Source organism: Peribacillus sp. FSL R5-0717 (genome assembly GCF_038002945.1).
Lineage (GTDB): Bacteria > Bacillota > Bacilli > Bacillales > DSM-1321 > Peribacillus > Peribacillus frigoritolerans.
This window is the reverse complement of the sequence record NZ_JBBOOF010000001.1, coordinates 2,045,404-2,057,467: the sequence shown is the minus strand read 5'-3', so window position 1 is coordinate 2,057,467 and position 12,064 is coordinate 2,045,404. Positions and strand designations below refer to the sequence as shown.

The following is a 12,064-nucleotide window of genomic DNA, read 5'->3' as shown; positions in this document are numbered from 1 at the left end:
AAATGGCGAAAAAATCCAAGGTAATAAAAGCGCAAAAACAGTTGGCAATGGTCGAAAAGTATGCAGAACTTAGAAAGGAATTGAAAGAGAAAGGGGATTATGCCGCATTGGCCAAACTCCCTCGTGATTCCTCGCCGACAAGGGTCCACAATCGTTGTGGAGTAACGGGGAGGCCCCGTGGTTATATGCGCAAATTCAACATGTCGCGTATCGTTTTTAGGGAACTTGCTCATAAAGGGCAACTGCCGGGTGTCAAAAAGTCAAGCTGGTGAGCGGGGAGTTCTAAATCATTCATAAGAAAAGGGCCCCTCAGTTTGGCGACAAAAGGGGGATGGAGTCCGATTAAAGGGCAGTGTAGTGCTTGTTTATACGGACGAAACCTCATAAGATTGAAGAAAATTTGCGGCACTCCTGCCGAAAAACTGGCTAACCGAGACCCCACAGGCGCTTGCGCCGAGGAGGCTTGGCAGACAGTCGGCGGAAAGGGAGCGGAATCTGAAATCAACTGGGGCTTTAATTGATTTGTTTACAGTCTGAGGAGCCCTTGTTAAAAACAAGGGCTCCTTCCCATTCAAAAGTGTTGCTTACTTGACTGCCTTTAATGCTTGTTCGGATATATAGAAGTCTTTTCCGTTGTAAACGGTGATCGCATTAATTTCTTTTTGTTTAGTGGATTTAGGAGTCTTGCTGATAACGATATTCTTATTTGCAGGCAACTCCACTCTTTGTTGCCCCTTTTTCGCTACGAAAACCGGGTTATTCGGGTCTGTAACATCAATGCGGGTTGAATATCCTTTTTGCTCAAAGGAATCTTTAGCATCCATGTATAGTTTGTTCGATAATTTTTGTAAATCAAAGCCCATGAATTCGGCCATTTTTTTAGCGAGGTCTGTATTCTCCACTAATCCAGTCGGTTTTGATGGGCCATAAGAATACAGGAATACGTCTTCCCCTGTATGACCGCCAGTTGTAAAGCCTATGTTGGCACGGTTAGCAAGCAGCTTTGTCATTTCAGCACCTACGTTTTTAGAAGCGGTAAGTTTTGCTGTTTCCTCAGAAGTCAGATTATCCAGTCCATACAGTGCTGCAACTTCTTTCAGATTGGAATGATCTGGTTTTAGCTTACTTAAGGCCCCTTCAACAGTCATTTTCGCTTTCTTTAATGGATCGATATAAGCTGATACGGGTGTTTCCGGGTAGGAGGAGTTCGTGTTTACGTTACCCATTGTAATTCCGCTGTTCCCATGGTCCGTTACAGCAATGACCATCGTGTTTCCGTCATTTTTTGCAAACGTAAGGGCTTCGTTCACGGCATCATCAAAAGCTAAAGTATCACTAATCATTCCGATCGTGTCGTTTCCGTGAGCAGCCCAGTCAATCTTGCTTCCTTCAACAAATAAGAAGAAGCCATCTTTATCTTTTTTCAAGGTTTTAAGGGCTTTATTGGTCATCTCAGCTAAAGTGGGTTCACTTGGCTTTGTTGTTTTACGATCTAAATCATATGCCAGGGCGCTTGGTGCAAAGCTTCCCCAAATTTTATTCGATTTGGATTTTAACAGCTCGCCTCGGGTTTCAACAAAATCATATTTGTCTTCATCGAGCACTTCCAAAAGGTTTTCTCCATCCATTCTTGCATTTTTTGTTTTACCTGGTAAAAGGGTTTCTTTGCCGCCTCCCAAAACGACGTCAATCCCCTGATAAACCTGCTGTTCCGCAATATCACCATAATTGCTTCGATGTGTCACGTGAGCGGAGAAGCCTGCGGGTGTAGCATGCTGGATTTCAGATGTAGAAATGATGCCCGTAGCCTTTCCGGCTTGTTTCGCACCCTCCAAAACGTTAGCGACTGGTTTATGGGCATTTTTCGGATTAACTGGATCGAGCCCTGGAGAATTAACGATGGTTGGCAGGACACCGACAAATTTATCATTTGATTTATTTCCTGTCGCAAGCGCTGTTGCTGCAGGAGCTGAGTCGGTAATCGCCGATTCAGCCGAGTATGTACGCATGCCGCCAGACAGCATTTCGTCCATGGCTAGATTATCGCCTTTATACCACCTTGAAAGGGTTGTTGCTCCTGTGCTTGTTCCATCCATCACCATCATGATGACGTTGGTTGGTTCTTTTTTCTTGTCTTTAGCCTGAACATCTTCCTTCATTGTTGAAATACCAAGTGATGATATGGCCACCGCGCCCGCTAAAGTAATTCCTGCTACCTTTTTGCTCATTTTCCCCAAAATGCATACCTCCAAAAATATGATTACATTTAGGATAAATGCAGTATATTAAGAAATTACTTCATATAAGTAAAGAAAGGATTTTTATCCTGTAAATTTTGTTTGGAGAATAGAGTGAACGTTAAAAAAAGCAGAAGTCTATAAGACTCTGCCTTTTTAGGATGGTTTTTACCTTTGGAAAAATTCAATCCACTCTTTTTCCGGTCCATATACGTAGAAATAGCGATAACCATTCGGAAGGGTGACAATCTCTTCATCAATCAGTTCGGTGTTATCCAAGCTTTTGATCCGGGCATATTCTTCTTCGATATCATCCACGGTAATGGCAAAATGGTGGATCGTTGCTTCGGAGGGAAGTGTGTCGCTATATCCCTGAATCAATTCTATTTCTGTTTCGTCCGACTCTTCGTAACCGAGGAATGCCAGTTCGATCACTCCATTAGTATGAGTCATGCGTTCCTTTAATTTCAAATCCAGCACATCTTGATAAAAGGCGATGGATTTTTCAAGATCTTTTACAACAACGCCAATGTGATCGACCCTTTTTACAGCCAAGAAATCTTCCTCCTTCATTAAAACCGTATGCAACTTGCTAATAGTAGTATATATAAGATTATTCGGAATTAAATTACTTTTTTATAGCCGTTTTTAGATAATTTTTAAAATGATGTTAATAAAGGGAAAGTATTGGTGAATAATGAAAAAATAACAAATGGCTTATGGGATAATACTTTTCTTCCATAGTATCTCTTGATAGATTCTTTTATTGGAAAGAAATGTATTCATCATTTTCCAGGGCAAAAATTTGTTTCTAAATGGAATAGTCGATATACTATGGAAACAACTCCATTATTAATGGATAGGAGAGGAGAGGTAGTATGGGAAAAATTCGTGAAGGTGAAGTTTTCACTCTTACTGATGACAGTGATGAAGGCCATGAAGTTGAGGTTTTAGGTTCATTGGATGTAGAAGGAACGGAATATGTTGCAGTAGGCTTGCTTGAAGATATTGAAGAGGATACGGATGAAGATATCGATATTTTCTTTTTCAGGGTCGAAGGCGAAGGTGAACTGCTCGATATCGAATCGGATGAAGAATTCGAAAAGGTATCATTGGCGTTTGAAGCGGCATTTGAAGCGAAAGAATGACAAGATAAAAGACGGCACAATGTGTGCCGCCTTTTTTATATGTATAAGGAAAGTATCGGCCCCGCCTTCGCCAAATACCATGATAGCCACGCGTGCTATCCAGCCTTACTTAAGTATAGGGTTGTATTATTGATAGGACGTGTACTACATATGAAGATTTTGTTAATAAACGGAGTATTTTTCCATATCAAAGGCATAGGATAAAAAAAGTGGAGGTGATGGGATGGCCGTTGTAAAGCACACTGATGCCGATATTGCCTTATTGGCAAGATTGCTTAGGGCGGAAGGCGAGGGTGAAGGTGATCAAGGTATGCTGATGATCGGTAATGTAGGGGTCAATCGAATTAGGTCGAATTGTTCCGATTTCAAGGGGTTGAGGACGATTCCAGACATGATTTATCAGGAGCATGCCTTTGAGGCTGTACAGAAGGGGTATTTTTATCAGCGGGCAAGAGACAGGGAAAAGAGGCTTGCACGCCGTAGCGTAAGCGGCGAAAGGCTATGGCCTTCGAAATTTAGCCTATGGTACTTCAGGCCACCGGGAGATTGCCCGGCAACCTGGTATAATCAGCCCCTGGTTGGGCGTTTCAAGCTCCATTGCTTTTATGAACCAACAGGTACAGAATGTCCCAATATTTATAATACATTTTAAGGAAATGGCTGAACCTTATGGGGGTTTGGCCTCTTTGTGCATCAATCCTTAACTTGGAAAAGACATATGATAAAACTGGCAAATGATTTACTGATACTGTAAAATTGAGACTGTAAATTTCCGGATAAGAAAGGAATAAAAAATTGATGAGTAAAAGGCTTATTGATTATGGACAAAGGCAAATGGGAGAACAGCCGGAGGATAGTACCGAGAAATTCAAGTCTTTCATGGAGAACAACCCGGACGCCATTTCCATTGTTGATCTGGAAGGAAAGACCCTTCAGGTGAATGCAGCTTTTGAAGAGTTTTTCGGATGGACGAATGAGGAGCTCATTGGCATGCCGTTTCCAATTATTCCTGATTTCTTGAAGGAGTCAGTCAATGAATTGCATGACCAAATTAAGGCTGGGGTACAAAAGAAAGGCTTTGAAACGGTCAGGTTAAGGAAGGATGGCCAGTTAATCGATGTAAGCATCTCCCTGTTTAATATCCGCGATAATGAAAATGAGCCGTGCGCATTGGTTTTCGTTTATCGGGATATTACGAATCAAAAACTTGCTGAAGCTGCCTTGAAGGAAAGTGAACAAAGGTATCGCAGTTTAGTGGAGGTGTCACCTGAAGCGATTTTTGTACATCGCAATGGAATCATCGAGTATATGAATCCCATGGGGGCAAAAATGCTTGGGATGGATAGTGTGGAAGATATTATCGGTAAATCGGTTTTTCAGTTCGTCCACCTGGAGTCCCGGGAAAGTGTACAAAAAAGAATCGAAATCATGAGGGACGATCATCAGGCGGTTGGTTTACTGGAACAAAAGTTCATTCGGCTTGACGGACAAGAATTTTATGGAGAAACACTCGGTCTTCCGATTATTTATAGAGGGCAACCAGCCATTCAGGTATTCTGTAGGGATATTACGGAGCGTAAAAAGACCGAAGAGCTGATCTGTAAATCCAATATGTTATCGGCAGTGGGACAGATGGCTGCAGGCATCGCACATGAAATAAGAAATCCATTAACTACGGTCAAAGGGTTTTTGCAATTATTAAGGGAAGACCCTGAGCAAAAGGACTATCTTGAAATGACGGTCAGTGAAGTTGAAAAAATCGAAATCCTGGCCAATGAGTTTTTAAGTTTAGCAGAGCCTGAAGCGAAGGTTTGTGAACTCATTCAGCTTAACGAGATATTGGACAGTATGATTAAGTTAGCCGAATTTCAAGCGATATTGAATGATGTCGAAATCATCAAGGAATATACTACGGATACGGCATCAGTCTTTGGCGAACCGAATCAGTTAAAACAAGTATTCACGAATGTTGCCAATAATGCGATAGAAGCCATGCCGAATGGCGGTAAACTTCATATACAGTTAAACCATGAAGGTGACTCTGCGATGATCCGGTTCATTGATCAAGGCTGCGGAATCTCAAATGAACGCATGAAGCATATAGGGCAGCCTTTTTATAGTACATCTGAAAAAGGAACAGGGTTTGGGCTCATGGTCAGCACCAAAATCATCCATGAACATAATGGGGAAATTCATTTCACTAGCGAAGTGGGAGAAGGGACGATTGTGGATATCAGTCTCCCTATCTATGAAAGTTCACAATGAAAAGTGACGAGAAGCCATGCTCTCGTCACTTTTTGGTTCATAGTTTAACGATCGTCCTGCCTCTTGCTTCCCCTTTTAATAGGGTAGGAAGGACGTCAGGCAATTCTTTAAGTGTAATTTCCTGTTGAACGAGCTGTTCCAAATCCTCCAGTTTAAAGTCGGTGGCAAGGCGGTGCCAAACTTTCAATCTTGTATCCATCGGGCAATTGACCGAATCGATCCCAAGTAGATTAACACCTCTTAGGATGAATGGAAAGACGGTGGCAGGAAGGCTTGTCCCAGCTGTCAATCCGCTGACCGCCACAGCTCCGCCATACTTGATTTGGCTAAGGACCGAAGCTAACGGTTCACCGCCGACGGGATCTACCGCCCCGCTCCACTTCTGTTTGCCCAGAGCCCGAAGCTTGCCATCATATACATCCTCACGCGATACAATGGTCGACGCACCGATTGCCTTCAAATATCCATGTTCCGATTCCTTTCCTGTACTAGCCTCAACGGAATAGCCAAGTTTGGAAAGGATCGAGACGGCAAAACTGCCGACCCCGCCAGTTGCACCAGTGACAAGAACGCTCCCTTGCTCAGGTGTGAGGTTATTTTCTTCCAGCCGCAGAACCGATAGTGCTGCAGTGAAACCGGCCGTTCCGATGATCATCGCCTCTTTCATTGTTAGGCCATCAGGAAGCGGGACGATCCACTCTGCAGGAACACGGGCAAATTGACTATAGCCCCCTGATTGGGAAACGCCAATTCCGTAGGAGGTCGCAATGACTTCGTCTCCTTCTTTAAAGCGGGAATCCTCAGATGAAACGACAACACCAGCCATATCAATTCCCGGAACGATCGGATAGCTGCTGACAATGTTTCCATTTGGAATGGCTGCAAGGCTATCTTTATAGTTCACACCGGAATAATGAACACGGATGAGCACTTCGCCTTGAGGTAGATCATCAAGTGATAGCTCCTGAATGTTAACGGTGAATTGATCATCTTGCTTATTCACGACTAATGCATCAAATTGCTGTATCATGGTTCGTTCCCCCTTATAATAATGAATCTACCCCATTATAAAAGAAAAAATAGAGGAATGTATAATGATACAATTCGAAATAAGTAGCGCTTCCTTTTCTTTCTGCTTCTAAAAATGGTACTATTAGATTTGATTCAGTTCATATTAAAGGAGATGTTTAACATGGCTAAAAAAGGATACATACTTATGGAAAACGGAGAAAAAATCGAATTCGATCTTTTCCCGAACGAAGCACCTAACACAGTGGCTAACTTCGAAAACTTGGCAAACACAGGATTTTATAATGGCGTAGTCTTTCACCGTGTAATCCCTGGTTTCGTAAGCCAAGGCGGAGATCCAACAGGTACAGGCGCAGGCGGAAGCGGCACAAAAATCAAATGTGAAACAGAAGGAAACCCTCATAAACATGAGGCAGGAAGCCTATCTATGGCACATGCTGGAAAAGACACAGGCTCAAGCCAATTCTTTATCGTGCATGAACCACAACCGCATCTTAACGGTGTTCACACAGTATTCGGTAAAGTGACTTCTGGACTTGAAACAGCCAAAGCTATGAAAAATGGCGACAAAATGGAAAAAGTCGAAGTTTTTGACGCTGAATGATGGAAGCGAAAAGAGGGGGCATTATGCTCCCTCTTTCTTTTTGCTCTGTTCATGAGCGAAGACAGGGAAATATAAAGTCATTTTGGCGTCATGCTTTCAGTGAAACGATATTTGACCTCTGTCAAGGTTTCTGAAATATCCCATAATCTTTTCGAAGTTTCTTCATTATATAAGGTATCGATGACCTTGTCTTTTCTGGGAAAGCCTTTTCTGCCCTTCTTTCCATCGGGTCCGATATACTCCCCGCCTGTCAATGAAGGTTCCGTTGCGGCATAAAGGGTAGGCAATGCTCCCATACTTGCCGGCTGGGTGATGGTTTTGGAAAGAAAGTGCACGAATTTATTTATGGGTTTGCCGGAACCGCGGGACATGAGATTAGTATGGGAAAGGCCCGGATGACAGGCAACACTGATCGGGGTTGCGCCATGCTGGTTGAATTTATTTTGTAATTCGCGGGCGAAGAGTAGATTGGCCAGCTTGCTTTGCCCATAGTATTTCATTGGTTTATAACCGTTTTCACCATTTAGATTTTCGAAGTCTATATATCCATTGATGGCGGCCAAGCTGCTCAATGTGACCACACGTGATTTTGGCGTAGAAAGGATACACGGAAGAAGGAGGCCTGTCAAAGCAAAATGACCGAGGTGATTGCTGCCGAATTGCAGCTCGAAGCCATCCTTCGTCCTACTGTAGGGCGGAATCATCACACCTGCGTTATTGATGAGGACGGAGAGAGATTCATAGTTTTCCTGAAAGGAAGCGGCAAATTGCCGAATGCTGCTCAAATCACTTAAATCCAGCTCCATCACACGTACATTTGCCTTTGGATGGACCGATAAGATTCCATCGACCGCCTTTTCACCCTTTGAAGCGTTCCGGACCGCAAGGATGATCTCTGCCCCCTTACCGGCCAATGCAAAAGCCGTTTCGAAGCCAAGCCCGCTATTTGCACCAGTAATCACAATGGTTTGCCCCGATACATCTGCCATTTCTTCGCCATTCCACTTTTCAATCATCCAATCACACCTTTCCACACAGTCTTTACCTATCATATACCCAAATAATCCCTATATGTCACATTCTGTGCGGGGAACAGTGTGCTGTCGTCTATTTTTTAAAAAGATTAGCCGCCCAGTAAGTAATCCATTATATTTTTCACGATCAAAATGACGGTCACGATGATAAATAATACTCTGACATATGCCACTCCTTTCTTAATGGCAAATTTAGAACCGGCCAACGCTCCTGCTATCATGGAGATCCCCATTGGAATTCCGTAGGAAAAGTTGACGGTATCAAGGAATATGAACATGATCAGTGCCGCCAAATTACTTCCAAAGTTCAAAAATTTGGCATTTCCTGCAGAGTGCAAAAAATCAAAGCCAATCATTAAAAAGGCAAACAAAATGAAGGATCCCGTTCCAGCGCCTAAAAAGCCATCATAAAAACCAATGGCAAATATAGCGAACGCAAATAGTGCAGCCTTTTGCCATGTGAGTGTATGGTAAGTCGATTTCTGGCCCCAGTCCTTTTTAAAAAAGGTATAAATGGCAATAGCTATTAATAGAACCAAGATCATAGGCTTTAATAATTCAGGCGAGACGAAATTGACAACCCAAGCTCCTAGCAGGGAACCTATGAAAATCAATGGGAAAAGTTTTGAAACCAATTTGAAATCAACCTTACCTGAGCGAATGAAAGCAATGGTGCTTGTTAAAGACCCCATGGAACTTGCTAACTTATTCGTAGCGATCGCTGCTGACGGGGAAAGTCCTGAAAATAATAAAGCGGGTATCGAAATCAGGCCGCCGCCGCCGACCACGGAATCAATGAATGCTGCCAAAAATCCGAAAAACATCAGCAGCAAAAGTGTCGAAATTTGTATATCTTCCATCCAAGAAGCCTCCGTATCGATGGCATTATGGCTGAAATGCTTGTTTTGCTGGAGCCATAATCCACGTGTTCATATTAGTCACTATTTAGATAGTAACTAATAAGAACCATTCTGTAAATAAGAATATTTGAGCCATACTGTTTGAAATCGAATAGATTTCGATAAGAGATTTGGTATGATAGGCATATAACTTACCAAAGCACTAGGAGGTACTATGCAAGATATCATTCAAAAACTACAGTCTCTCGGGTTTAGTCAATATGAAGCAAAGGCTTATGTTTCTTTGGTTCGCCAAGGCCCAACCAGTGCCTATCAAGTAAGCAAGGAGTCAGGAATTCCAAGGGCCCGCATCTATGAAATATTAAATGGACTGCAAGAAGAAGGAATCGTCTTAAAAGAGGAAATCAATGACTCGATAAAATATTCACCGCTGCCAGTCGATGTTTTTTTGGAATCGGTTCAATCAAAATGGAACAATACCTATCAATCCATCAGCCATACATTAAAGCAATTCGAGAAAAACGAACCGATGTCCGACAATCGTGTAATGACGCTTAAAGGTGAAGGGCACATCCTATCCTTCTGCCGTACCTTGATTCAAAAAGCCGAGAAAAGGGTGGTGGTTTCCCTATGGGACGAGATGTATGGAAAACTTGAACAAGAGCTAATAGGGGCCGCTGCGCATTGCACGCTGAAGGGGATTGCATTTCAGGTTGAAAACCCATTATCAGGTATAGATATACATCGCCAAACAAGCTATGTGGAAAATATTGGGGAAAACAAATGGTTCATCTTATCCATTGATGGCAAGGAGACGATTTACGGCCCTTCGCCCGAAACGAGAGAAACGGCGTTCTACACAGATGATCCCATTCATATCAATTTTCTCGAAAATTACATTTGGCATGATATCCTCGTTAACCGCTTGGTTAAAAAGGATGAAGAAGATGCCGAGAAATGGATTTCAAGTGAAAGAGACCGTTTTTTCTCCCTATAAGATTTGAAAAAAAGCTGATAACCCCATATGCAGGGGATATCAGCTTTTTTATTTTTGTACCAAAGTCATTCGGATAAAAGGGTTTTAGGAAATTTAATGGCCGTGGGCAAGCTGGATTTATCTCGATAAGACCTGTAAGACACAATCGTATGATTATGCGCTTGAACGTCCAACTGGAGAACCTGTGAGCTTTTCAATTCCAAATAGTACGTAACGTCTTCTTTTTGTAAATGATAAAAAGAAAAAGGTATCCCTAAAAGGTTTTTCCTGATTAGTTTTGTTTCGGGCTGATTGATGATGTGCTCACTCAATTCCGCTATCGTAACAGAAGTTTTTCCTGTAATGGCTGTTATTTTTTCTTTTGCATAATCGACTGCATGACTGAAAGTGCCGGCAATGTTCTTCAAGATTCCGTTCATGGGTGCATCTCCTTTGAATTAGGCTATGTATGTAGTATTATACGCGGCTAATGGTTTATGCAAAAAATCGGTAATGATGATATAGAATCGTCACTTTATGAACATGATTAAGAAGTGCGCAACAAATATAAAAGGGCAATCAAGAAAGGACAGAAGGTAAAAGCATGAGGAATAAAAAAATATTTATGGGCCTGCTTTTCATCGCAATCCTCGCTTTTTCAGCCGTGTTCATTCAGTTGAATATGGATGTCAATTCCAGAGCGGAAAAAGGGGAGGACGACGATGCGGATAATCATGAGAGAATAGAGAAATTGCTGAATAAAATGACGCTTGAAGAAAAAATCGGACAGCTTATGATGGTCGGTTTCAGGGGGACTGAAAAGAGCGATGAAATTACGGAGCTCATCGAACAAAAACATATAGGAGGTGTCATCTATTTTGACCGCAATATGAAATCACCTAAACAAGTGGCCCAGTTATCCAACTCGCTTCAGCAAACGGCCAATCAAAGTGCACATTCGCTTCCGTTGATGGTGGCCATCGATCAAGAAGGCGGGGACATCATCAGGATGAAGGAAAGGGTATCGCCCCTCCCTGCGCAACAGGATCTTGGGAAAAATGCCTCTATTGAAGACATGTACAAGGTGGCCAGGTTGAATGGGACAGAACTGGGCTCCATGGGGATTAACATTAATTTTGCCCCTGTACTTGATCTATCAAAAACGGATAAACGTTCATTGGGGCAAGATCCGGAAAAGGTCTATCAATACGGAAAGAAAGCCATTCAAGGCTTGAATGATGTATCGATAACGGGTGCATTGAAGCACTTTCCCGGCAACGGACGCAGCGAAATCGATCCGCATGTCGAAACTTCATCCGTGGAGGCCAACCAACTGGATCTGGAAAATTCGGATATCTATCCCTTCAAGCAAATCATAAGTGAAATGGATAACCAAAAGTTTTTTGTGATGGTGACCCACATTAAATATCCAGCCTATGATAAAGAAAAACCAGCAAGCCTTTCTAAAATTATCATAGAAGACCTGCTTCGGGGGAAACTCAAATATGAAGGACTTGTCGTGACCGACGATTTGGAAATGGGAGCCGTGAACAAGTACTTCTCCTACGATGAGATGGGGAAGCAGGCAATCCTTGCAGGAGCTGACTTATTACTTGTCTGTCATGAATATTCCCATGAGCTTGAGGTATATAACGGTTTACTGCAATCAGTAAAAGCAGGGGAAGTTCCAATGGATAGAATTAACGAGTCAGTGAAAAGAGTGTTGACATATAAACTTAACAACATGAAGCAAACGAAAGCTGACCCTGATCAAGCTGAAAAAGTCGTGAAAAATCCCGAAAGCATAAAGTTCATCGAAAGCCTGAGCGAGGATGAATAAAGCGATACCGCTCTCTCAAAAAGGTGCTTTTGTTTAAATCAGCTGATAGAGGGAATACTATATAGGACTAA

General features: G+C 42.5%; 13 protein-coding genes. 7 read left to right on the top strand and 6 right to left on the bottom strand.

Going from position 1 to position 12,064, the window contains the following annotated elements:
• The first annotated feature begins 2 nt into the window (after nt 1–2).
• The gene (rpsN, locus tag NYE65_RS10050; protein ID WP_034310392.1) at nt 3–272 is read left to right on the top strand and encodes a 30S ribosomal protein S14; all 270 of its coding nucleotides are present in this window, start codon (nt 3–5) and stop codon (nt 270–272) included.
• Nucleotides 273–584: 312 nt separating this feature from the next.
• Here the strand turns inward: rpsN and NYE65_RS10045 are convergent, their stop codons facing one another.
• Both NYE65_RS10045 and NYE65_RS10040 read right to left on the bottom strand, forming a co-directional pair.
• A complete protein-coding gene (locus NYE65_RS10045) occupies nt 585–2,228 on the bottom strand; it encodes an alkaline phosphatase (RefSeq protein ID WP_340862121.1) in 1,644 nt (547 codons plus the stop codon).
• Between the two features lie 177 nt (nt 2,229–2,405).
• Complete coding sequence (locus tag NYE65_RS10040) at nt 2,406–2,810, bottom strand: VOC family protein (RefSeq protein WP_054398933.1); 405 nt, start codon at nt 2,808–2,810, stop codon at nt 2,406–2,408.
• A gap of 305 nt (nt 2,811–3,115) precedes the next feature.
• Here NYE65_RS10040 and NYE65_RS10035 point away from each other — a divergent pair, with 305 nt between their 5' ends.
• The 3 genes from NYE65_RS10035 (at nt 3,116) to NYE65_RS10025 (ending at nt 5,650) form a co-directional block, all read left to right on the top strand.
• Complete coding sequence (locus NYE65_RS10035) at nt 3,116–3,385, top strand: DUF1292 domain-containing protein (protein WP_034310405.1); 270 nt, start codon at nt 3,116–3,118, stop codon at nt 3,383–3,385.
• 223 nt (nt 3,386–3,608) lie between these two features.
• Entirely contained in the window at nt 3,609–4,037 is a 429-nt protein-coding gene (locus tag NYE65_RS10030) for a cell wall hydrolase (protein WP_034310408.1), read from the top strand.
• 146 nt (nt 4,038–4,183) lie between these two features.
• Nucleotides 4,184–5,650, top strand: a complete 1,467-nt coding sequence (locus tag NYE65_RS10025) for a PAS domain-containing sensor histidine kinase (RefSeq protein ID WP_340860856.1) — start codon at nt 4,184–4,186, stop codon at nt 5,648–5,650.
• 37 nt (nt 5,651–5,687) lie between these two features.
• Here the strand turns inward: NYE65_RS10025 and NYE65_RS10020 are convergent, their stop codons facing one another.
• On the bottom strand, nt 5,688–6,680 hold the full coding sequence (locus NYE65_RS10020; protein ID WP_057277991.1) for an NADPH:quinone oxidoreductase family protein: 993 nt from the start codon (nt 6,678–6,680) through the stop codon (nt 5,688–5,690).
• Between the two features lie 162 nt (nt 6,681–6,842).
• Here NYE65_RS10020 and NYE65_RS10015 point away from each other — a divergent pair, with 162 nt between their 5' ends.
• A complete protein-coding gene (locus NYE65_RS10015) occupies nt 6,843–7,283 on the top strand; it encodes a peptidylprolyl isomerase (protein ID WP_340860854.1) in 441 nt (146 codons plus the stop codon).
• Between the two features lie 77 nt (nt 7,284–7,360).
• On the opposite strand, the gene NYE65_RS10010 is transcribed toward NYE65_RS10015, so the two are convergent.
• Both NYE65_RS10010 and NYE65_RS10005 read right to left on the bottom strand, forming a co-directional pair.
• Nucleotides 7,361–8,299 carry an oxidoreductase gene (locus NYE65_RS10010; protein WP_328177359.1) on the bottom strand — a complete coding sequence of 313 codons (939 nt, stop codon included), beginning with the start codon at nt 8,297–8,299 and terminating at the stop codon, nt 7,361–7,363.
• A 107-nt stretch (nt 8,300–8,406) separates the two neighbouring features.
• On the bottom strand, nt 8,407–9,177 hold the full coding sequence (locus NYE65_RS10005; RefSeq protein WP_328109600.1) for a sulfite exporter TauE/SafE family protein: 771 nt from the start codon (nt 9,175–9,177) through the stop codon (nt 8,407–8,409).
• Between the two features lie 214 nt (nt 9,178–9,391).
• On the opposite strand from NYE65_RS10005, the gene NYE65_RS10000 reads away from it, so the two are divergent.
• The gene (locus NYE65_RS10000) at nt 9,392–10,174 is read left to right on the top strand and encodes a TrmB family transcriptional regulator (protein WP_034310422.1); all 783 of its coding nucleotides are present in this window, start codon (nt 9,392–9,394) and stop codon (nt 10,172–10,174) included.
• A gap of 65 nt (nt 10,175–10,239) precedes the next feature.
• Here NYE65_RS10000 and NYE65_RS09995 read toward each other — a convergent pair whose 3' ends face one another.
• Nucleotides 10,240–10,593, bottom strand: a complete 354-nt coding sequence (locus NYE65_RS09995) for a hypothetical protein (protein WP_052137361.1) — start codon at nt 10,591–10,593, stop codon at nt 10,240–10,242.
• A 164-nt stretch (nt 10,594–10,757) separates the two neighbouring features.
• Between NYE65_RS09995 and nagZ the strand changes: the two genes are divergently transcribed.
• Nucleotides 10,758–11,993: a beta-N-acetylhexosaminidase gene (gene nagZ, locus NYE65_RS09990; RefSeq protein ID WP_340860850.1), complete on the top strand. Its 1,236-nt coding sequence runs from the start codon at nt 10,758–10,760 to the stop codon at nt 11,991–11,993.
• The last annotated feature ends 71 nt before the right edge of the window (nt 11,994–12,064 follow it).